This is a genomic window from Azohydromonas aeria, from assembly GCF_009760915.1.
In the GTDB taxonomy this organism is placed as follows: Bacteria; Pseudomonadota; Gammaproteobacteria; order Burkholderiales; family Burkholderiaceae_C; genus Azohydromonas; species Azohydromonas aeria.
Genome location: NZ_VIDQ01000044.1, coordinates 19,667 through 39,866, shown reverse-complemented (window position 1 = coordinate 39,866; position 20,200 = coordinate 19,667). Strand labels below are relative to the sequence as shown.

19 protein-coding genes are annotated in these 20,200 nt (G+C 65.0%); 14 read left to right on the top strand and 5 right to left on the bottom strand.

Annotation, left to right across the window (positions count from 1 at the left end; all coding sequences use genetic code 11):
• The 8 genes from FJ694_RS22515 (at position 1) to mnmH (ending at position 6,815) form a co-directional block, all read left to right on the top strand.
• The gene (locus tag FJ694_RS22515; RefSeq protein WP_157269565.1) at positions 1-1,380 is read left to right on the top strand and encodes a TrbI/VirB10 family protein; all 1,380 of its coding nucleotides are present in this window, start codon (positions 1-3) and stop codon (positions 1,378-1,380) included.
• A complete protein-coding gene (locus FJ694_RS22510; RefSeq protein ID WP_157269564.1) occupies positions 1,377-1,649 on the top strand; it encodes a hypothetical protein in 273 nt (90 codons plus the stop codon). The genes FJ694_RS22515 and FJ694_RS22510 overlap by 4 nt, the downstream gene beginning before the upstream one ends.
• The gene (trbJ, locus tag FJ694_RS22505) at positions 1,646-2,395 is read left to right on the top strand and encodes a P-type conjugative transfer protein TrbJ (RefSeq protein ID WP_157269563.1); all 750 of its coding nucleotides are present in this window, start codon (positions 1,646-1,648) and stop codon (positions 2,393-2,395) included. Before FJ694_RS22510 ends, trbJ begins: the two co-directional genes overlap by 4 nt.
• Complete coding sequence (gene trbK / locus FJ694_RS22500) at positions 2,395-2,616, top strand: entry exclusion lipoprotein TrbK (RefSeq protein ID WP_157269562.1); 222 nt, start codon at positions 2,395-2,397, stop codon at positions 2,614-2,616. Before trbJ ends, trbK begins: the two co-directional genes overlap by 1 nt.
• Before the next feature lie 7 nt (positions 2,617-2,623).
• Positions 2,624-4,132: a P-type conjugative transfer protein TrbL gene (gene trbL, locus FJ694_RS22495; protein WP_157269561.1), complete on the top strand. Its 1,509-nt coding sequence runs from the start codon at positions 2,624-2,626 to the stop codon at positions 4,130-4,132.
• On the top strand, positions 4,129-4,716 hold the full coding sequence (locus FJ694_RS22490; protein ID WP_157269560.1) for a TrbM/KikA/MpfK family conjugal transfer protein: 588 nt from the start codon (positions 4,129-4,131) through the stop codon (positions 4,714-4,716). The genes trbL and FJ694_RS22490 overlap by 4 nt, the downstream gene beginning before the upstream one ends.
• The gene (locus FJ694_RS22485; RefSeq protein WP_157269559.1) at positions 4,716-5,171 is read left to right on the top strand and encodes a lysozyme family protein; all 456 of its coding nucleotides are present in this window, start codon (positions 4,716-4,718) and stop codon (positions 5,169-5,171) included. The genes FJ694_RS22490 and FJ694_RS22485 overlap by 1 nt, the downstream gene beginning before the upstream one ends.
• Before the next feature lie 606 nt (positions 5,172-5,777).
• Complete coding sequence (mnmH, locus tag FJ694_RS22480; RefSeq protein ID WP_375140247.1) at positions 5,778-6,815, top strand: tRNA 2-selenouridine(34) synthase MnmH; 1,038 nt, start codon at positions 5,778-5,780, stop codon at positions 6,813-6,815.
• Between the two features lie 57 nt (positions 6,816-6,872).
• On the opposite strand, the gene FJ694_RS22475 is transcribed toward mnmH, so the two are convergent.
• The 3 genes from FJ694_RS22475 to FJ694_RS22465 are packed head-to-tail and all read right to left on the bottom strand — an operon-like array spanning position 6,873 to position 9,798.
• Positions 6,873-7,907 carry an IS630 family transposase gene (locus tag FJ694_RS22475; protein WP_157269557.1) on the bottom strand — a complete coding sequence of 345 codons (1,035 nt, stop codon included), beginning with the start codon at positions 7,905-7,907 and terminating at the stop codon, positions 6,873-6,875.
• Positions 7,908-7,940: 33 nt separating this feature from the next.
• Positions 7,941-9,005, bottom strand: a complete 1,065-nt coding sequence (locus FJ694_RS22470; RefSeq protein WP_157269556.1) for a fatty acid desaturase — start codon at positions 9,003-9,005, stop codon at positions 7,941-7,943.
• On the bottom strand, positions 8,992-9,798 hold the full coding sequence (locus tag FJ694_RS22465) for a helix-turn-helix transcriptional regulator (RefSeq protein WP_157269555.1): 807 nt from the start codon (positions 9,796-9,798) through the stop codon (positions 8,992-8,994). Before FJ694_RS22465 ends, FJ694_RS22470 begins: the two co-directional genes overlap by 14 nt.
• Positions 9,799-10,169: 371 nt before the next feature.
• On the opposite strand from FJ694_RS22465, the gene FJ694_RS22460 reads away from it, so the two are divergent.
• A complete protein-coding gene (locus FJ694_RS22460) occupies positions 10,170-10,343 on the top strand; it encodes a hypothetical protein (protein WP_157269554.1) in 174 nt (57 codons plus the stop codon).
• A 331-nt stretch (positions 10,344-10,674) separates the two neighbouring features.
• Here FJ694_RS22460 and FJ694_RS22455 read toward each other — a convergent pair whose 3' ends face one another.
• The gene (locus FJ694_RS22455; RefSeq protein WP_157269553.1) at positions 10,675-11,241 is read right to left on the bottom strand and encodes an OmpW/AlkL family protein; all 567 of its coding nucleotides are present in this window, start codon (positions 11,239-11,241) and stop codon (positions 10,675-10,677) included.
• Positions 11,242-11,624: 383 nt separating this feature from the next.
• Here FJ694_RS22455 and FJ694_RS22450 point away from each other — a divergent pair, with 383 nt between their 5' ends.
• Positions 11,625-12,254, top strand: coding sequence for a class I SAM-dependent methyltransferase (locus FJ694_RS22450; protein ID WP_157269552.1), 630 nt, complete (start codon positions 11,625-11,627; stop codon positions 12,252-12,254).
• Between the two features lie 23 nt (positions 12,255-12,277).
• On the opposite strand, the gene FJ694_RS22445 is transcribed toward FJ694_RS22450, so the two are convergent.
• Complete coding sequence (locus tag FJ694_RS22445) at positions 12,278-12,958, bottom strand: SOS response-associated peptidase (RefSeq protein ID WP_157269551.1); 681 nt, start codon at positions 12,956-12,958, stop codon at positions 12,278-12,280.
• Between the two features lie 1,315 nt (positions 12,959-14,273).
• Between FJ694_RS22445 and FJ694_RS22435 the strand changes: the two genes are divergently transcribed.
• The 4 genes from FJ694_RS22435 to casB all read left to right on the top strand — a co-directional run bounded on the left by FJ694_RS22435 (position 14,274) and on the right by casB (position 20,175).
• Positions 14,274-14,831, top strand: a complete 558-nt coding sequence (locus FJ694_RS22435) for a transposase (RefSeq protein WP_157269550.1) — start codon at positions 14,274-14,276, stop codon at positions 14,829-14,831.
• 53 nt (positions 14,832-14,884) lie between these two features.
• A complete protein-coding gene (gene cas3, locus FJ694_RS22430; RefSeq protein WP_198320939.1) occupies positions 14,885-17,740 on the top strand; it encodes a CRISPR-associated helicase Cas3' in 2,856 nt (951 codons plus the stop codon).
• A 293-nt stretch (positions 17,741-18,033) separates the two neighbouring features.
• The gene (gene casA, locus FJ694_RS22425; protein WP_157269548.1) at positions 18,034-19,656 is read left to right on the top strand and encodes a type I-E CRISPR-associated protein Cse1/CasA; all 1,623 of its coding nucleotides are present in this window, start codon (positions 18,034-18,036) and stop codon (positions 19,654-19,656) included.
• 21 nt (positions 19,657-19,677) lie between these two features.
• Complete coding sequence (gene casB / locus FJ694_RS22420) at positions 19,678-20,175, top strand: type I-E CRISPR-associated protein Cse2/CasB (protein WP_157269547.1); 498 nt, start codon at positions 19,678-19,680, stop codon at positions 20,173-20,175.
• Positions 20,176-20,200: the final 25 nt, after the last annotated feature.

The following is a 20,200-nucleotide window of genomic DNA, read 5'->3' as shown; positions in this document are numbered from 1 at the left end:
ATGGCCCAGCAGGACCTCCTGTCGCCCGATGCGTCGCCCGGCAGTACCGGCGTGCGCCGCGTCAACCGCGTGCCGATCTACCTGGCAACGGGCGGCCTGTCCCTCTTCGTGGCCGTGATAGCGTCCGTGGCCTGGCAGCGCGCGGCCCGGCAGCACTTGGAAGCGCAGGCGATGCAGCCGACCACCGCGGGCACCAGCTCGCTGTCGGCGGCCAAGGCCATCACGGGTCAGTACCAGGGAGCCGTGGTCCCAGCGGCGGCCCCGCCCACGCCGCCCGCGCCGGCACCCGCGGCCAGCGCTGTCATGGTCGCGCGCCCGCACGGGGATGACCTCGACACGCCGCCGCCCCCGCCTGGGCGCAGCGCGGCCGGCATGCCGCCGATGCCGCCCGGTGGCGGCGGATCCCCTGCTCCGGTGACGGACCCCGTCGCTGTTCAGATCGAGCAGCGCCGGCTGCAGATGGCCGAGCAGGCGCTGCAGGCCCCGACGACGGTGAAGTTAGCGCTGCAGCGCACGGGCGGCGGGGGCGGCGCCCCGGCCTCGCGCGAGGAAATGCTTGCCCGCCTGTCCCAGGTGCAGCAGCAGGCCGCCGGCGCCGGCAACGCGGGCCAGGAAGTGAATGCGGCCTACCAGCAGCGCCTGGCGCAGCTCCGCGCCGCGCCGGGCGGTGCTGGCGGCTCGATGCCCGCCGCGGCCCCGTCTCGCACCGGCATGGCCCAGTTCGACGGCCAGCCCAACCGATGGGCCCACGACGCGCAGGTACTCCCACCAGAGTCGCCATACATGCTGCTGGCCGGTGGCGTCATCCCGGCGATCCTGCAAGACGGGATCAATTCTGAGCTGCCGGGGCAGATCAGGGGACAGGTGTCGCGCAACGTGTACGACACGGCCACGGGCGAGCACCTGCTGATTCCGCAGGGCACGCAGCTCGTCGGCGCCTATTCCAGTGACGTGGGCTACGGCCAGTCGCGCGTGGTGGTGGCATGGCAGCGGCTGGTCTTCCCGGATGGCAAGACGCTGGACCTGGGCGCCATGCCCGGCGCCGATCCGGCCGGCTACTCGGGCTTCTCGGACAAGGTGAACCGGCACCTCGTGCGCACCTTCGCCTCGGCCTTCCTCATGAGCGGCATCGTGGGCGGCATCACCTACAGCCAGAACCGCGGGCAGAGCCAGTACGCGCCCACGGCCGGCAGCGCCTTGAGCGAGGCACTGGGCCAGCAGCTCGGTCAGGTCACGGCACAGATGATCGCCAAGAACCTCAACCTGTCTCCCACGCTGGAGATCCGCCCCGGGTTCCGCTTCAACGTCGTCGTCACGAAGGACCTGAAGCTGCCCGGCACCTATCAGGCCTTCGACTACCGAAGGAGCGCCACCCGATGAAAGCCAGGATCGCCACCATCCTTCTTCTGGCGGCCAGCGCTGCCCATGCAGGCATCACGACAGACCCCATGGCCTTGGCCACGGCCGCAGGGAGCCTCCCGCAGACCCCGCAGTCCGCAGCGCCCATGAACTCACTGGACGTGCTCAGGCAGATGCTGCAGATACAGAAGGAGCAGGCCGAGCAGATGCTTCTCATGCTGCAGCGCATCGAGAGGCTGGAGCAGCAGTGCCAGTGCCCCGCCACCAATCAGGAAAGGCCCCCGCAATGAGAGTCCGCATTGCCAATGTCGCCACCGCGGTCGTGCTTGCGGTGAGCTGCGTTGCGAACGCACAGATCCCCACTACGGACCTGGCCAACATCGTCCAGACCTCCATCACTGCGCAGGAAAGTGTCGCGCAGACGATGAAGCAGATCGAGCAGTACCGGACGCAGCTTGAGCAGTACGCGCTGCAGATCAAGAACGCCGCCGCGCCGGCCGCCTACGTGTGGGACCAAGCCACGCGGACCATGGACCAGCTGCGCGGCGCGCTGGACACGCTGGCCTTCTACAAGCGCCAGCTCGGGTCCATCGACTTCTACCTGCGGCAGTTCAACGACGTGGGCGACTACCGCGCCTCGCCGTGCTTCGGCAAGGACGGGTGCACGCACGCGGAGCGTGCCCGGCTGCAGGAGAAGGACCGCATGCTGTCGGAGCAGCAGAAGAGGGCCAACGAGGCCTTCGTGCGCACGCTGGACCAGCAGCACGCAGCGCTGGCGGTCGATGCCCAGCGGTTGCAGCAGCTCCAGGCCGGTGCGCAGGGCGCGCAAGGGCAGATGGAGGCCATCGGCTACGCGAACATGCTGGCGAGCCAGCAATCCAACCAGCTCCTGCAGATGCGTGGCCTGCTGGTGGCGCAGCACACCGCGGCTGTGGCGCAGATGCAGGCGAAGGCCGACCGTGAGGCACGCGAGGCGGCGGCCGGCGAGAACTTCCGCCGCGGCACCTTCGTGCCGAGCCCGCCGCGGAGCTGGTGATGTGCACGGCACGCCGCCTTGCCATTGCCCTGGCCGCCACGCTGTCGGCCGTGCTGAGCGCGTGCTCGCCGCCCGCCGAGCCCGAGAAGCCGCTCGAGGTCAACGATGCGAACTGCCGGCTGGAGTTCCTGAGCACGCTGCCGAAGGAACAGCGCGAGGATCTCGCCGGCAGGTGTTTCCGCCGCGGGACCTTCAAGCCCAGCCCGCACAAGACCTGGTGACCGCGCCATGAGACTCACCAACCCAGGGCGCGCTGCCCTCGGGCTGCTGCTGCTGACGCTGGCCCTGTTGGCGCAAGCGCAGGAGCTCAACAGCTCGGGGATCTCGGACGACCTGCTGGAGCGATTCAGAACCGGCGCGGCCAGCTGGGGCGGCGTGATCCTGCGGCATGCAACCTGGCTCTTTTGGGTGCTGGCCTCCATATCGCTGGCCTTCACCATGGCTTTCATGCTGCTGCGCCGGGCCGATTTTGGCGAGCTGTTCGCGGAGCTGATCCGCTTCCTGATGGCCACCGGCCTCTTCTGGTGGTTGCTCATCAACGCGCCCGTTTTTTCCACGACGATCATCACCGGGCTGCGCAGGATGGCGACCGAGGCTGCAAACCTGGGCAACGGGGAGCTGGCGCCTTCCGGCATCGTGGATGTCGGTTTCGCCATCTTCTACAAGGCCGTTGACAACTCATCGCCCATGTCGCCCGTGGATTCCACGGTCGGCATCGTCACTGCGCTGGGCGTGATGATCGTGCTCGGGCTGATCGCCGTGAACATGCTGCTGCTGCTGTGCGCGGCCTGGCTCCTGGCGTATGGCGGCATGTTCTACCTGGGATTCGGCGGCGGGCGCTGGACCTCGGACAAGGCGATCAGCTACTACTGGATGGTGTTCGGCGTGGGCATGCAGCTCTTCGCCATGGTGCTGCTCGTCGGCATCGGCAAGACGTTCATCGACGACTACTACGCGCGCATGAGCGCCGGGCAGACGATCAAGGAAGTTGGCGTGATGCTCTTCGTGGCCGTCATCCTGTTCGTGCTGACCAACAAGCTGCCGGCCATGCTCGCCGGTCCGGCGAGCGGCCACACCAGTACGTCGGGCATTGGCAACATGGGTGGTGGTGCCCTGGTTGGCGCGGCCAGCATGGCAATGGCCGCTGGCGGCATGGGCTTGGCGATGGCGATGGCCGGCGCTGCCCAGGCCGCAGGCGGCGCGCAGGCCCTCATGGCGGCCCTCAAGGCGGCTGGCGATGGTGGCGAAGGGGGTAGCGACGGCGGCGGCGCTGGAGGCTCGTCTGGGCATTTCTGGAGCGACGGCGGCGGGGATATGGGAACGAGTGGTGGCGGCACCGAGGCCAGCGGCCCGAGTTCCGGTGGCTCAGGCACGGGCAGCACGCCTTATGCGCAAGCTGCCGGGTTTGACGGTGGGGCGCCGTCATTCACGCGCCGCATGTCGGCCGCGGGCGACCTTCTCGCGGCGCGTGTCGGCGAGATGGCGAAGTCCAAGCTGGACGGAACGAAGGCAGCCTGGAAGGAGCGCGTGGCCGAGACGCCCGGCGCGAAGCTGGCCGCAGCGCTGAATCCGCAGCGGCAGGCGGGCAGCGATGACACACCGGACTTCGAGGATGACGCCCTCTCCGGTAGCAGCAGGCCTGTCACCCCGGAAGACGAGATTGCGGCTTTCGCCGCCCGTGACCCAGACACGTTTGACGGCGAAGAGCAGTTCGATGACGGAAGGGACCAGCCATGAAGCGCGCATTGACTGCTGCCCTGGCCGGGATCTGCCTGGTCGGGCCGGCGCAGGCCCAGACACTGTTCACCGGCGACACGCGGCTGGCCTGCGAGGCAATCATGTGCCTGTCGTCCTCGCAGGGGTCCAACGAGTCTGCGTGCCAGCCCTCGCTGGAGAGGTACTTCTCCATTCGCAAGCGCAAGCTGCGCGACACGATCCGCGCACGGCACGACTTCCTGAACTTGTGCCCTGACGCACAGAAGAACGACGGCATGCGCACGCTGGTGTCCGCGCTGGCGGCGGGCGCCGGCCAGTGCGACGCGGCCAACCTCAATACGCTGGGCTACCTGGGCATCAGCCCGATCACCGGCGTGGAGGTGTTGATGATCAGCAACGTCATGCCGGCCCACTGCACGGCGATCTACACGCACCCCAACACGGCGTACCCCAGGGACCAGCTTCTGCCGCGGTATGTGGGCGTGCCGGACCGTGGGGGCCTGTGGGCTGATCCAGCCGACTACGACCGGGTGCTGGCCGAGTACAACGCGCGGATCGCGGTCGAGGATGCCGAGCAGGCGCGCAACGGTTGGTGGTGGCGCTGATGCTGGCCGCGATTGCTGACCTGCCGCCATATCAGCAGGAGCGCGTGGTGTGCTCCATCGCCGCCGCGGTGCGCTACCAGCTCCCGGCCAACTTGATGCTGGCCGTGGCCGAGCAGGAGAACGGTCGCCCTGGGCAGTGGGTGCGGCATGCCAACGGCGCTGTGGATGTCGGGCCGATGCAGTTCAGCACCGGCTACCTGCGCGAGCTGGAGCGCTACGGCATCACGCCCGAGGACGTCGTGGCCCGCGGCTGCTACCCGTACACGCTCGCTGCTTGGCGGCTCGCTCGCCATATCCGCTACGACAAGGGCGAGCTGTGGACAAGGGCCGCCAACTACCACTCGCGCACGCCGCACTTCAATGCGATCTACCGGGGACACATCACGCGCAAGGCCGTGAAGTGGGCCGACTGGCTCGATGCGCACTTCACCACCATCACGTGGACCGCGCGTTGATCCAAGCTGGGGCCACCAGTATCAAGTTGCGCCGGCACTCGCGTTCCTGTTGGCACCAAACGGCGGGTGCACGCGGACGCTCGCTCAATAGATCAGCCCCATAGTGCGCCGTTCGTCGGACGGTTGCAGCGGAGGTGAGGCATGGGGAACGTATCCCAGGCTACCGTCGCTGCTACGGTAAAACAGCCCGTCTGGGTTTTCCCATGTGAGATTGTCAGCAAGACGCTGCATCAGATGGTGCATGGGAACGTAAGCCTCAAAACCCATAGGCTGCCCCGTGAGGGGATCAGTGGCCAAGTAACGTTCCTCAAAGCAGGCAGAACCAAACGAAGCTTCCACAGCTCGCCTCAACTACTCGCTTGCTCTGTTGCGCTCTCAACTAGGCTTCTGATTTGTGCAGCGCATTCACAGCAAGGGAAATCCCCTGTCTCGCGACCCTGACGCTTTCCAGCGACTGAGGGCGCAAGCCACCCTTGAGGCAAACTCTATGGTCGTTTTCCCCGAAATCCGTCGATGAATTTCGGCTGAAATTCAGCGGAATTTCACAAACAGTAGCGTATGCAAAAAACTGAATCAGGTCCCATCGCTGATTCCCTGCCCAGTCCCTTGCAGCTGGAAGTCGCAGACTGGAGTCAGTACGCGCTGGTAATCGACGCTCGCTCCCCTCGTGAGTATCAAGAGGACCATGTACCGGGGGCTGTCAACCTGCCAGTCGTGAATGACGAGGAATACGCAGAAGTCGGCACGTTGCACAAGACGGACACCCATGCGGCGTACCTGATCGGCGTCGAGTATTCGTTGCGCAACATCGCCAACCACATCAAGCCGCTGATCGCCAAGTTCGACCGGCGTGACCGCATGCTGGTCTACTGTTTCCGGGGCGGAAAGCGCAGCAAGCTCTGGGCGGACAACCTGCGGACCATCGGTTTCAACGTCGATGTGATCAAGGGCGGCTGGAAGAACTACAGGCGCTGGGTCCGTGAGAGCCTGGAGGTGCTGCCGAGGCACTTCGAGTACAGGGTGCTCAGCGGCAGCACGGGCTGTGGCAAGACACGGCTGCTGCACGCGCTGGCTGCTGCTGGCCAGCAGATCATCGACCTCGAGGAACTGGCGTCGCACCGCGGCTCGCTGCTTGGGAAGCTTCCCGGCAAGTCCCAGCCGACGCAGAAGTGGTTCGACTCGTTGCTGCTGGAGTACATGCGCAGTCTCGACCCGAGCCGCCCGGTGTGGGTAGAAGCCGAGTCCAAGAAGATTGGCAACGTCCAGCTGCCTGATGCGCTGTTCGAGGCCATGCACCAGACAGTTCCCATTCACGTCTCGGCGCCGATGGACGAGCGCGTGCGCCTCTGGCGGGAGGACTATCCCCACCTAGCCAGTAATCCTGGCACGTTGGTGGACCTGCTGGAGCCACTGAAACCGCTCGTCGGTGGCGAGGAACTAAACCTCTGGCGCGAGCTGGCCAACACCGGGCGTGTGGATGAGCTCTTCGCCAGGGTCATGACGCATCACTACGACCTCTGCTACGAGCGCTCAACGCGGCGTAACTACAAGGCCGCAGAGGAATCACCGCGCATCGAGCTCGACTTGCTGGGGCCGGATCGCCTGGTGGAGGTGGCAAAGCAGTTGGCCGAGCGCTTTGGCTGAGGGCGCTGTGTGTCAGGCACCTGCACCGCGCTTACTAAGCCTGTCATAAATAAAGCCTCACCCAGCAGCGTATCGACAAGTGGGTGCGTGGAAGAAACCCGCAACGACACCGGGCAGCTTCTGCAGGCGGCGCAGGGCGCGGTAGACCATGTTCTTGAGCTCGTCCTTGGTCTGCGCCGTGGCCTTGGCCACACGGGATTTCACATGACCCCAGACGAGTTCGTCAGGGTTCAGCTCCGGTGAGTACGGCGGCAGGTAGAACAATTCCAACCGCTCGACGTTGTCCTCGACGAAGCGCTTGACGAGCTTGGACTTGTGCGCGGGATGGCCATCGACGACGAGGAAGATCTTGCGATCCATGCCCGTGATGAGGCGGCCGAGAAAATCACGGAACACCGTGCCGTTGACGCGCCCCTCGACCGTCATGAAACGCAGCTGCCCCGTGGCCGATATCGCTGAGAGCATGTTGAACCCGTAGCGGGCACCGGTGGCCTTGACCACCGGCGTCTGACCAACAGGTGCCCAGGTAGTGCCCGCATGGTGGTCCGAGCGGATGCCCGACTCGTCTGCAAACAGCACCACCGCACCCTCGCGCTTGGCCCGCGCAGCGATCTTGGGGAACTCCTGCTCGCGCCACTGCGCCACCAACGCCTCATCCTGCTGCCAGGCCCGGTACAGCGGGCGCTGCGGCGTCAAGCCCAGGCGCTTCATCAGCCGCCCCACCGAGACCTCGCTCAGCTTCACGCTGAAACGCTTGCTGATGAGATCGCGAATGATGGCCAGCGTCCACAGCGCGAACTCGAACTTGTGCTGCAGCGGCGTGTCATCGCGCACCAGCTGCGCCAGCTCGGCCATCTGCTGCGCGCTGAGTTTGGTCGGTGCACCGGGGATGGGCTTGGCTGCCAGAGCACCAGTACCGCCGTAGTGGTACGCCTGCAGCCAGCGGTACATGGTGCGCCGGTTGATGCCCAGCCCGGCAGCTACTGCCTCCGGGCTCTCGCCGTTCTCCACCCGCTTGACCGCATCGCGGCGCATCTGCTCCAGCATCTCGTGCGAGTAGGCCCGGGCGTCGATCGTCTTCTTGCAGCGCATCCCTCATGTTATCCATGAGGCTTTACTTACGACTTACTTAGTAAAGCAGATGAGCCGGCGGCCGGCAGACTCCTGGCGGTACGGGTCGCGCTTCCAAGCCTCAAGCGCCGGCAACATGAGTAAGCGCCACAGCGGGGGCACCATGGCAGCAAAGAGCAGAACCACGTAGCCGGCCGGCTGGCGTGGTGATCCTGGGGCAAGTTCCCGCCGGTAGTAGGGCACCGTCGCGCGGTGATGATGAGCTTGGTGGTAGCTGATGCACAAGGTCAGCCAAGCCTGCAGCCTGCACCCGTCTTCCCAGGCATAGCCGCCTTCCCAGGCATCCGGCGCCGCATCGGACCCCAGGCCCCAATGCTGGACGTACGTCATCGCGTGCATCGTCCAGGCCACGCCGAGCCCGACGGCCGCGTACATGACCAAGCCCGGGACGCCTGCGGCGACATAGAAAAGAACGGCGGTGAGCGATGTCGCAGCGACTGCCAGGGGCAGCCCACCAGCCAAGCGATGACCGTTCCTCGCCGCCGCCAGTTGGTCACCCTCCCAGGCGTGATGCATCACACGCTTGAAGCGGCGCCCGGTGTAGTGCCACAGTGATTCGCCCGTGCGCGCCCAGTCAGCCTCGACGACATCTACGCCGTGAGCATGATGCTCCCGATGCTCGTGCTCCAGCAGCGGATAGCCCATTGCTCCGCTGACCAGCCGGCCCAGCATCCTGGACACGGGCGCACGGGGCCGATGCAGCAGCTCATGCGCATAGCAGCTGGAAAAGATGGCCACGGCCCACAGGCTCAGTCCGTACTGAAGCCAGTCCTGCGGTTCCAAGTCTTGCCGGCCGATAGCCCACACGGCGTAGGCAAGCGACGCCAGGAAGACGATGGCTCCGCCCATAGGCACTATCTCCAGCGCCGAGGCCGCGGGCTCGCTCCAGTGCGGCTGGGTCGGTGCGTCGCCAAAGACCAGCCGCAACAAGGGCGCTACCAAGATCAAGCAGACGAAGGGCAATGCCGGCAGCGTCAGGGCGGCACTCAGCGCCAGCAAGACCGGAGGCACAACGATGAGCAGGTAGCCGCTGCCATGGATCAATTCAGGCCGGTTCATTCCCGTCCTGAAGCAATCCGTACTCGGCAGCCAGCTGTGCCGTTGCCCGGCGATTGGGCTGGTTGAACTTGGCGTTGAGCCGCTGAAACCGGCTGTCCACGCTGGCCGGACTGATGCCCAAGGCAGCAGCAATTTCCTTAGTGGACTTCCCCTCACGCTCCAACTTCATCAATTGGATGTCTTCACCGCTGAGGCGATAGGTCAGGATGATTTCCTTGCGAAACCACCGCACCCACCAAGCATGCAGACCCATTGCCAGTCCTTGGGCCAGTACCTGTAGGCGAGCTGTTGCGGACGATTCAAAATAACCCGGGACGCTGGAGCCGAGAACCAGTACCCCCAGTCTCGAAATCCCGTTTCCTGAAGGAGCCGGCACGATATACGCAGAGGACATGCCAAACTGCTCAGCCAGAGAGCGTACCTCACGCTGCGATTTTGTACGCAAAGGAATGCTGGTGTCGCATGCTGGTTCGGTTGCCGTCATTGCGTACAGAAGCCATGGATCTTTGGCGTACCAGGCCTTTTGCTGGTAGGTCACACACCAGACCGGATCGGCAGCAATAAGGAAGCGGAAGCTTTCATGGGAATCGTCGTCTCGGATAAAGCTGCTGAAAACTGCGTGCTCGGCTCCCAGAACAACTTTTGCTGCGTATAGCAATTCAAGCATCGCAGCCTCGTCCTTGGCATCATGGACGTGCTGAATCACGTCTATGGCTCGGGCTGCGTAACCCTCTGCGTTGACGACGTCACTCAGTCGCTGCGGTTTATCAGGGTTCAAGGCTGAGGAGATCATGGAACTCCCTGGTCAACGCTTGGTAGGTCAAAGGCTGCTTGAAGCGTGTGTCATCCGCTTCGCAGAAACGCCGGAATTCGCTTTCCGTTGTAAAAAGCATCTGCAATGAAATGGTTCCCGCGTGCGACTTCGCATTTACCTTTTCATTGCGCTGCACATGTACGCCAGTACGTGTTCGCTGTAAAACAAAACTAAGACGACCGTCCAGAGACGCCACTTGCCGTCGCGATCTATCCTCGACACTGTCTCTCGTTCTGCTCTGTCTCATCGCTATACCTGAAAGTGCTTCCACAGGCTTCGCAAGTCAGCATGTCCAACGCCGAGGCAGAAGGCTCGTGCGGCCAAGTGAAAATCTGCTCGTTGGCGCAGCGATGACACTCCATCAAGGCAAAGGAGAAATGCTTGCTACAGTTTTCGCAGCGCATGTCATCGAGCACATCAGCATCGAGAACCTCGAAGAAATCTTCGGCTTCGTGCCCGCAATGCGGGCACTGTACGCAGAGCATGGATATTTCGGTACTCATGTCGAAGTTGGCAATGATTGAAGGAGCACGGTCCATGCAAATGCAATGGAAAACCGATGGCATCTACCGTCGCACCATGAGGTCACAGCCTGCTTGTAACGAGACGCCTGTTTTCCAACAAAAGGTTTGTTTTGCTGGAAACGTCAGGGTTAACCCGGAATGTGGCACACCAGTGTCTCAACCATAGAGGCACGGCACGGAGGTAGCAGTACTTCTTTCGAGAGGACGATACAGGTTGGGCGTGACCGAACGGCGGAACCGGCCTAGAGGTTCAGCCTATGCGCATGCAGGTAACCCCACGGAACGATCAGGCAAAGAGCTGGAACTCAGTCTGTAGTCCGCTGGGTGCTGATCAAAATCGGTATGAAATTCCCACATGGAAAACGGCAGGGTTCAGGCGAACATCCGCGCTGATCGGTGCGCCGCCGAGAGCAGGAGGACTTCCTCTGGGCGAAGTTTTGACATAGAGATTTTTCACGTCGAAAAACAAGCCAAGCCGTGAATCGATGTCGTATTGAACTCCTACTTGGACGACACAGCCGAAGGCGTTGTCGATTTGCAGGTAGTTAATGAAGCGGTCGTATTCCTTGAGAACAACGAAATACGTGATGCCTACGCCTACATAGGGATGCCACCGTCCGAAGTTGTTTAAGGCATATTTGAACGTAAAAGCCATCGGACCATAGCGACCTGCTCCCATCTCTCCAAAGCTCTCAGCTGCCCCGGTGCCCGCAATGCGCGTGCGAGCCGGCACGCCGATGGTCAGCCCGGCAGACCAGGCAGGCGCAAAGTGGTACGAGATTCCCGCTGCCAAGGTCGTGTTGTCTTGCAGTGCTGCGTCCGCACCGGGTACTGGCGCGCCGGCAACGACGAGAGCCGCCGACTCATGGAAGCCAATACGTGCTGGACCGATTTGCATGCTCCAGCGGTTTTCTTCCCTACCCTGGGCCAAGGCAGGTCAAGCATTCGCGAAAATGCGTAGACGGCTAAAACAATGCACCGAATTCTCATGTTTGCCTTCCATATCTCGATATGCGCTGTGATGAAGCTTGCTGTCGAATGAGTGTCACGGCTATATGTCTGGACGCAAGCTGTTACCTCCCTAGTGTGGTCAGTCGCGAGCGGCGAATTCCTATTCTCGCTAAATTATTTGCTTGATGCTTCCAAACCATTTTTATTCTTGCGAAGGAAAGCTGCCGAATTGCTTCCTGACCATGAGCGAATGGCCTGTGCCGTGCATGCTGGGCTTTGTTCCCATGGCAGGGCAGGGTACTGTCTCCGTGTCAGCCTCCCTCGCTTGTCATGCCGCTCTCGCCGTATTGGTACGACCGTTATCTACTGCCGCGTCTCTTGGACTTCGCGTGCGGCCTTGCACCTATCGCGCGCCAGCGGAGAAAGGTAATTCCTCTGGCGGCCGGGCGGTTGCTTGAGATCGGGATCGGCACCGGGCTGAACTTGGCCTTCTACGACCGAAGCAAGGTAGAGAAGGTGATCGGCGTGGACCCGGCGGCAGAGATGCACCCGATCGCCCGCAGGCGCAGCCAGCAGTTAGGCCTGCCGGTGGAACTGCTGCGGCTTTCCGCCGAGCAGCTACCCGCGAAATCGGGCTCCTTTGATACCGTGACCTGCACCTATAGCCTGTGCTCCATCAGCAACCCGTCCGAAGCCCTGCGCGAGATGCGCCGGGTGCTGAAGCCGGGCGGCAAGCTGCTGTTCGCCGAGCATGGCTTGGCGCCTGATGAGCCAGTAGCTCGCTGGCAGGCCCGGCTGGAGCCGTACTGGAGCAGGATTGCCGGAGGCTGCCATCTCACCCGGGACATTCCGCGGCTGCTGGCCGAGGCGGGCTTTTCGGCCGACATGGAGGCGGGCTACGTGGCGTGGCCGAGATCCCTGGCCTACAACTTCGTAGGCACTGCAACCGCGGCGACCTAAGGCGATGCGATCACGCGACACCGTCACGCGGCCGGATCGTCCTTCGCAACCTGGTCCTTGGCCGACTTGCGCGCCGGCCGCGGTGCCGCGGTGGCGGTGAACTCTTCAGGATCGAAGGGCCGCAGCAGTGACCTGGCCTCGCGCTCGTCGGCATGCGGCCAGTCCTGCCACCCCGCGGTCGGCACGATGACCACCGAGCGCTTCTCATCGCCGGGCTTGTGGAATCGCCGCATCAGTGGGTGCTCATCGGCGTTGATGGTCAGCATCGAGAACGACCACAGCGGCTGCTCCTGGCGCTGCGCCTCCTCCCAGATGCCGGCGAGGAAGAATGGCGCTCCGTCTTGGCGGGCGATGCGCCAGCGCACCGCGTGGCCCGACTCGTAGTTGGGCTCAAACACCGCCTGGACCGGAATGAGGCAGAAACGCCTGGCCTTCCATGCCTGCCGGAAGCTGGGCTTCTCGGCCACCGTTTCGCTACGGGCGTTGTAGGTGGCGCGCGCGAGCTTGTCGTCCTTGGCCCAGGACGGCTGCAGCCCGAAGACGCCCGGCCAGGGCGAGAAGTCGGCCTGCTCGTTCTCGCCCGCCGTGACAAAGACGGCCTTGGAGCCTGGGTACGCCTCGCCGGGATAGGAGAACGTGGGCTCCAGCGTTTGCAGGTGCAGGCGCAGGTGCCGCGGCGTCGTGACCTCGTAGTTCGCGCACATCGGGCAGGGCGGGTTGTTGCGTCGCTCCAGTATCCAGGCACAGGGGCCCAGTTTTTGGCTCAGCCCTCGATCTTCGCTCCGCAGTCCATGCATAAGCGCGCGTGGGCCGGGTTCCTGTGGCCACAGGCCGGGCAGAACCGAGGTTTGGCCTAAGGTACCTGGGCACTTGGCAGTTCGCCATCTCGCTGCCCAGCGCCGCGGCGACGTCGCCGGCAAGGCGGTCCTGCGCGGGCGAAGCGATGCTGCCCTGCAGCGCGCGCTCCGCGTTGGCCAGCGCGTGAATGCGGTTCAGGTCCCCGGTGCTGCCCGGCGCGACCAGGCTGGCGCGCGACTGGCCGAAGTCGATCAGGTGGTCGGAGAGCGCCTGCGCCTCGGTGTCGGTGGAGAACATCGCGGTCACCTGCCGTGTGCTGTCCTTGCCGAAAGCCACCGACTCGATGCGGGCGCGCCACACGCGCAGCGGCATCGACTCCGAGCGCACGATCTGGTTGGAGGACTGGACTTTTCCGGTGAGCGCGTTGCCCGTGCCCAGGCTCGCCGTCTGGTAGGTGCCTTCCATCTCGACCCAGGTGAGCACCGATTCGAAGTCGAAGCGGCCCCACAGGCGGCTCGACGACCGAAAGCAGAACGCCGCCACCACCAGGAAGATCGACGACGCCCCAAGCAGCCGCAGCGACAGGCCCTGGCCCTCGTCCACCGAGTAGACGAAGGCCAGCGCGCAGCCCACGGCCACCACCATGAGCAGCGCCGCGTAGAGGTCCAGCAGCATCAGGAAGCGATGGCGGCTGGAGCGCAGTGCCTGGGCGATGCTCGCCGGCGCCGTGCGGGCCATGGGCATGGGCTGGGTTTCCTCCATAAGCTCGCCGGCGAAGGGGCCGGCGTGCAGCTGCGGGTCGATCACGGGGCGGATGAGCGAGTAGCGGCGGTTGGGGATGCGCTCGACCCATTGCTCCTGCAGGTGCCGCTCCAGCTCGTCGAGCAGCAGGCTCGGCGGCACGTTGAGCGACACGCGGCTCTGGCGCGCGCTCGTCTGCGTCACCGGCGGGGGCTGCACCTGCTCCAGCGTGGCCCCGAGCATCAACGCCACCGCCACCAGACCCGAGACCAGCAGCATCGTGGTCTGCGGCGCCAGTGACAGCTCTGGCGCCTGCGGCAGCACCCACACGAGCAGCTGCACGAGCGCCGGGCCGAGGATGGCCACGGCCAGCAGCGCCACGACCGACGCGGTGGTGAGCCGCGCGGTGCTGGCGGTGACGACCGGGCGCAGTAGAAACACCGCGCCGAAGATGAAGTGTGAGCGTCCAGGCGCTCCATCTTGAACGGCGCGAAAGTGCTCGTGACGATGGCGCCCACCAATTCGAACAGGTGGGCACCTATGCAACCCAAATCCCAGAGGCGTGTTCATGGCGCCGAGTTCAAGGCGCAGGTTCTGGCCGAGTGCGAGCAGCCCGGCGCATCCGTGGCGGCCATCGCGTTGGCCCACAGCCTGAACGTCAATCTCCTGCGCAAGTGGCTGGTTGGTCGTAGCATCAAGCGCACTGGGCTGCCCGCGCCCAGGACCACTGCGACCCGCGCACTGCCTGCCGCCGGTGAGCCGGCCGCTGCTACGCCGGTGCAGTTCATCCGTGTCGAGTTCGAGTCGGCCGCCCCTGCCGCCGACAAAGCCACGGCGTGCAGCACCTCGGACATCCACATCGAGCTCACCCGCGGCGGCACGCTGCTGTGCGTGCGCTGGCCGGCTGCTGGCGGTGGTTGTCAACACGCTCGGCGAGGCCCATGGCGTGAGCAGATCACAACTGGTCAATGGGATTTTTGTCCTGCGATGGGCTGTATGCAACGCAGCGGTCGCCGCGGCGATAGGCTCACCCCATGAGCCATGGGAAAACGAACAATGCACGTATGGCAACAAGGGAAGAAGGTACGGAGATGCTTGAACTCGGCGGCTCCAGGGGCGGTTACCAAATGGCGAGTGACGGCTTGCCATCGTCCGCGTCGACGTACTGGCGCTACTGGGGCAAGGCCAAGCCGGCCCACGCAGACAGCGCCGTCTGCCATCTGCTGCCCTTCCATTGCCTCGATGTGGCAGCGGTGGCGGTGGAGTACCTGCGCCGGCACCATACGTTGCGTGCGCATTTCAAGGCGCTGCTGCACGTCGATGACGATGAGGCGCTGTACGGTTGGATGGCGTTCTGGATGGCGCTTCACGACCTGGGCAAATTCTCCGAGGCGTTCCAGAGGCAGCGCAAGGACCTGGTGCGCTGGCTCAAGAAGCGAGATCCGATGCCGGACAAGATCTACAGCCTGCGGCATGACAGCTTAGGCATGCTGTTTTGGAAAGGCGAGTTGGAGCATGTCTTGGAAGCTGAAGGATGCTTCGACGACAACTGGGATCGCCTGGAAGGTATCGAAGCCTGGGTCCGGGCCGTGACGGGCCATCACGGACAGCCGCCGCACGAAGACAGCAAGCCCTGGACATTCTTCTTTCACCAGCATGAAGACACACCCGCCATCGTTGCATTCACCCAGGAGGTACGCCGCCTGTTCCTGGACGATGAAGCGTGGTGCATTCCCAAGCAGCAGGACGCTGACGCGTTTCGCCGTGCCAGTATCGAACTGTCCTGGTGGGTCGCCGGGCTGGCAGTGCTGTCGGACTGGATCGGCTCCAATGCCGACGTGTTCACTTACCGCGCCGAACCCTCCGAGTCACTCGGCTTCTATTGGAAGGAAGCCTGCGACAAGGCGGCCCAGGCATTAGACGACTGTGGCGTGCTGCCCGTGTCCAGCGTGGCGCCGCAGGGTTTCGATGTGTTATTTCCCGCGATCGACGAGCCGTCCCCGTTGCAGGCCTGGGCCCGCGACTTACCCGTGGTCAACGGGCCGCAACTCCACATCCTTGAAGACGTGACCGGTGCCGGCAAGACCGAGGCGGCCGTGTTGCTGGTGCACCGGCTCATGGCTGCGGGCGTGGCGGACGGGTTTTTCATCGGGCTGCCGACCATGGCCACGGCCAATGCCATGTATGGGCGCATCGCGCAGGTATACGCCCGGCTGTTTGGTGACGACGCCAGCCTGGTGCTGGCGCACGGCAAGGACCGACTGGTGGAAGACTTCGCGGCTTCGGTGGTACGCCCCGGACAGGAAGAGAAGGACGCCGCGCAACAGGACGACACCGCCACCGCGCGATGCACCGCGTGGCTGGCCGACCACCGCAAGCGCGCTCTGCTGGCGCCGGCCGGTGTGGGCACTATCGACCAGGCGTTGCTGGGCGCGCTGCAGAGTCGGCACCAGTCGCTGCGGCTGCTGGGGCTGTTCCGCAAGGTGTTGGTGGTGGACGAGGTCCATGCCTGCGATGCCTACATGCAGGGCGTGCTCGAAGAACTGCTGCGCCTGCATGCGCAGGGCGGCGGCAGCGCGGTGCTGCTGTCGGCCACGCTGCCGCAGGGCATGAAGCAGGCGCTGCTCAAGGCTTTTGCGCAGGGCTGCGGGCAGGCCCAGGCGCCGCGGATCGAAAAGGAGGATTTCCCGCTCGTCACGTCCTGGGCCGCTGCGTCGCCGCAGCGGCTGGACGAGAAGGAAATCGCCACGCGGCCCGACGTGTGCCGCACGCTGAGCTGGCGCTACTTGAGCGAGCGCCACAAGGTAGCCGAGCTCATCGAACAAGCCCTGGCTGCCGACCAATGTGTGGCCTGGATTCGCAACACCGTCGCGGATGCCCTGGCGGCGCACGAGCTGTTTGCGCCGCGCATGGTGCCGGACAAGCGGATGCTGTTCCACGCCCGCTTCGCGCTGGGCGACCGGCTGGCCATTGAGAAGGAAGTGCTGCGCTGCTTTGGCAAGGACAGCACTCCTGAAGAGCGCCGCGGCCGGTTGCTGATCTGTACCCAGGTCGCGGAACAGAGCCTCGATATCGACGCCGACGTCCTGGTCACGGACCTGGCGCCTATGGACCGGCTGCTGCAGCGCGCGGGCCGGCTGCGCCGGCACGTGCGCGATGCTCAGGGCCGGCGCATCACGGAGCGCGGTGCCCGGGATGGGCGCGGCGAGCCTTGCGTGTGGGTCTTCGCTCCGCCGTGGACTGAGGAGCCGGCGGCGAACTGGGTTAAGCAGTCCTTCCCCAAGGCAGCCGGCGTGTATCCGCACCACGGGCAACTCTGGCTCACGGCGCGCGCGCTGCGCGATCGGTGTGTGGAGATCCCAGCCGATGCGCGTGGTCTCGTCGAAGGCGTGTTCGGAGCGGATGCCGAGTCTCCTGATGGACTGCAGTTCCACGCCAACCAGGCCGAAGGGCGCATGTATTGCGATGCCAGCCAGGCCAAGGACAACTGCGTCAAGCCCGCTTGCGGCTACGCCCGCGGCGCCATCGACTGGCTCGATGACGCGAAGGTGCCTTCGCGCCTGGGCGAGGACACGGTGGAGGTGCTGCTGGCACGCTGGGAAGGCGACACGCTGCGGCCCTGGTATCCGCACGAAAAGCCGCGCCATGCCTGGGCCTACAGCAGCGTGCGCATCGCGGCACGGCGAATCGTGAGTGCGCCGGAACCGGATTCACCGCATCGCCTGGCAGCGCTCCAAGCCGTCCGGGAGGGCCTGCCCGGCAAGGGCAAGTGGGTCGTCATCCTCGCGCTGGAGCTCAAAAGCGGGTGCTGGATCGGACACGCGCACGGGGCACCGGACAAAAAGGGGCACGCCGCACCGTTGACGACGTGGCGCTACGACGAACGGTTCGGGCTGGTGGAGCAGGAGGCGCCGGACGGCGAAGCGTCCGGCGCGCAGCCCCGCTGACGCGGGGAACACTTCGGCTTTGCGCAATCGCCTCGCGCCAAGCACGGTTCATCCCCACGGGTGTGGGAACGGCCTGAAGTGTTGCACGCGTCGATGCCCACCGTCTGCTCAATGGCCGATGCTTTCGCCGAGCGCAAAGCACTTCTATTTCGCTACGCGCAAAGCACTTGACGACAAACGATGGGCGCTTATGATGAGGCTGCCTCCCAACAAAAGAGGAGGAGAGGCGCAACGAAGCTGGCCATAGCCGGCGCAAGACGGTTCGCTGTCTGACGTTAAAGAGGGAGGAATTCATGGACTTGCTTGAAGAAGCATGGTTGCCCGTGCGCCGTCATGACGGCACGCGCGACTGGATCAGACCCGGGCAGCTGTCCGACCCTGGCATCGCTGCCTTCGATGCGTCGCGTCCTGACTTCAATGGTGCGGCCATGCAGTTCGCCATCGGCTTGCTCCAGGTCAGCACGCCGATGAACAGTCCGGGCGAATGGCAGCGGCTGTTCAAGGCGCCGCCCGATGCCGCAACGCTGCGGCAGTGGTTCGAGCCGCATGCCGCCGCTTTCCGCTTCGGCGGCGACGAGGCGCGCTTCATGCAAGACTTCAGTCTGCGCGGGCAGGACGGCGAAGCCCTGTCGATCGGCGCGCTGTTGATCGAGTCGCCGGGTGACAACGCCGTCAAGCGCAACACGGACCACTTCGTCAAGCGCGGACAGATGCAGGCCATGTGTCCGCACTGCGCTGCGCTGGCGCTGTTCACGCTGCAGATCAACGCGCCCGCGGGCGGCGTGGGCTACCGCACGGGGCTGCGCGGGGGAGGGCCGTTGACGACCCTGCTGGTCACGCATTCCACGCCGGACCAGCCGCGTTCGCTCTGGCACAGCCTGTGGCTCAACGTGCGCGAGCGCGACGTGTACATGGCCGGGGGCGGCGATGCGTCTAGGATAGCAGCGCATTTCAGCTTTCCCTGGCTGGCGGAACAAGGCGCGATCCAGAAGGAAGAAGGGCCCACGGCGCCGATCCAGGTTCACCCTGCGCACGTGTACTGGGGCATGCCCCAGCGCATCCGGCTCGACCTGGACAGCACCGTGCCGGGCGAGTGCGACCTGTGCGGCCGGCACGCCGAGCGCCTGGTGCAGCGCTACGTCACGCGCAACCGCGGCCTGAACTACAAGGGCCCCTGGAACCACCCGCTGTCTCCGTACTACGAGGCCAAGGGCGAATGGCTGGCGCTGCATCCCCAGCCCGGCGGCATCGGCTACCGGCACTGGCTGGGATGGGTGCTGGGGCAACAGACCGACAAGAAGAAGCTGCGGCCCGCGGCCACGGTGGAGCACATGCTGGGCCGCCTCACGCGGCGGCTGCCCGACCGGCTGCGGCTGTGGGCCTTCGGCTTCGACATGGAAAACGCCAAGGCCCGCTGCTGGTACGACGCGATGCTGCCGCTGTATGGGCTGGGCGACTGTGCGCCGGACACCAGCAAGGAACTGCAGGCCGAGGTCGGCAACTGGCTCTCCGGTGCCGAATTGGCGGCCACGTACTTGCGCAACGCCGTCAAGGACGCCTGGTTCAGCGCCGATGCGCGCGGCGACTTCAGCCACATCGACGCCAGCTTCTGGAGCCGCACGGAGCCGGGCTTTTATCGTCGCTTGAAGCAGCGCCTGGACGTGGCGCGTGACGGCGTTGCAACGGATCGCCTGGCAACCGCCGAGGCCTGGCGCGGCGTGCTGGAGAAGGCCGCGCTGGCGCTGTTCGACGACGTGTTCGTCGGCGCTGGCCCCGTGGAGCAGCAGAAGCCCGAGCGCGTGGCCCAGGCGCGGCGCCAGCTCGGCATGAACCTGAACGGGCCCAAGCTCAAGACCGCGCTGGGCCTGCCCGTGGCCGACAAGGCCGCTCGCAAGAGCACCAGGAAGGCCGCATAGCCGGCTTGAGGAGGAGAACGCATGTCAATCCATTTCAAGAAGGACGACGGCGCAGGCAAGACGCTGTTCGAGTGGTGGGAAAAGCTCGACGAGCGCCGCGGCGACCGCGCCGAACTGCGGCGCGCCGCCAACCTCACCGACATCGCCATGCAGCAAGCATTCCAGCGGCTCTATGCCCGCGTGGATCCCCAGCGGCAGTGGAAGCCCTGGGAGCGCGACCGCTTCGCTGCCGTGGCCGGGCTGCTGTCGCACCTCAAGGCCGAGACCGACCAGTCGCTGCCCCAGGCCATGAGCCAGCGCGACGAGGAATCTGACCGCAACCCGGTAAGCCCGTTGCGCTTCAGGCGGCTGCTTGAAGCGCGCGACATGGACACCCTGTTCACCGGGCTGCGGCGCCTGCTGCCGCTGATTGAGCACAAGGCCAGTCCCATGGCGCTGGCAAACGATGTCTTCTGGTGGGGCGACGACGTGAAGAAGCGGTGGGCCTACGCCTACCGCTGGCCCCAGGCCAACGACTGACCGACGCCCACGCAACAACCCCCCT

Coding starts and splice junctions, on each gene's coding strand:
- FJ694_RS22515 (WP_157269565.1), top strand. CDS start 1: ATGGCCCAGCAGGACCTCCTGTCGCCCGATGCGTCGCCCGGCAGTACC.
- FJ694_RS22510 (WP_157269564.1), top strand. CDS start 1,377: ATGAAAGCCAGGATCGCCACCATCCTTCTTCTGGCGGCCAGCGCTGCC.
- trbJ (WP_157269563.1), top strand. CDS start 1,646: ATGAGAGTCCGCATTGCCAATGTCGCCACCGCGGTCGTGCTTGCGGTG.
- trbK (WP_157269562.1), top strand. CDS start 2,395: ATGTGCACGGCACGCCGCCTTGCCATTGCCCTGGCCGCCACGCTGTCG.
- trbL (WP_157269561.1), top strand. CDS start 2,624: ATGAGACTCACCAACCCAGGGCGCGCTGCCCTCGGGCTGCTGCTGCTG.
- FJ694_RS22490 (WP_157269560.1), top strand. CDS start 4,129: ATGAAGCGCGCATTGACTGCTGCCCTGGCCGGGATCTGCCTGGTCGGG.
- FJ694_RS22485 (WP_157269559.1), top strand. CDS start 4,716: ATGCTGGCCGCGATTGCTGACCTGCCGCCATATCAGCAGGAGCGCGTG.
- FJ694_RS22475 (WP_157269557.1), bottom strand. CDS start 7,907: ATGCGCTGCAAGAAGACGATCGACGCCCGGGCCTACTCGCACGAGATG.
- FJ694_RS22470 (WP_157269556.1), bottom strand. CDS start 9,005: ATGAACCGGCCTGAATTGATCCATGGCAGCGGCTACCTGCTCATCGTT.
- FJ694_RS22465 (WP_157269555.1), bottom strand. CDS start 9,798: ATGATCTCCTCAGCCTTGAACCCTGATAAACCGCAGCGACTGAGTGAC.
- FJ694_RS22460 (WP_157269554.1), top strand. CDS start 10,170: ATGACACTCCATCAAGGCAAAGGAGAAATGCTTGCTACAGTTTTCGCA.
- FJ694_RS22455 (WP_157269553.1), bottom strand. CDS start 11,241: ATGCAAATCGGTCCAGCACGTATTGGCTTCCATGAGTCGGCGGCTCTC.
- FJ694_RS22450 (WP_157269552.1), top strand. CDS start 11,625: ATGCCGCTCTCGCCGTATTGGTACGACCGTTATCTACTGCCGCGTCTC.
- FJ694_RS22445 (WP_157269551.1), bottom strand. CDS start 12,958: ATGTGCGCGAACTACGAGGTCACGACGCCGCGGCACCTGCGCCTGCAC.
- cas3 (WP_198320939.1), top strand. CDS start 14,885: ATGCTTGAACTCGGCGGCTCCAGGGGCGGTTACCAAATGGCGAGTGAC.
- casA (WP_157269548.1), top strand. CDS start 18,034: ATGGACTTGCTTGAAGAAGCATGGTTGCCCGTGCGCCGTCATGACGGC.
- casB (WP_157269547.1), top strand. CDS start 19,678: ATGTCAATCCATTTCAAGAAGGACGACGGCGCAGGCAAGACGCTGTTC.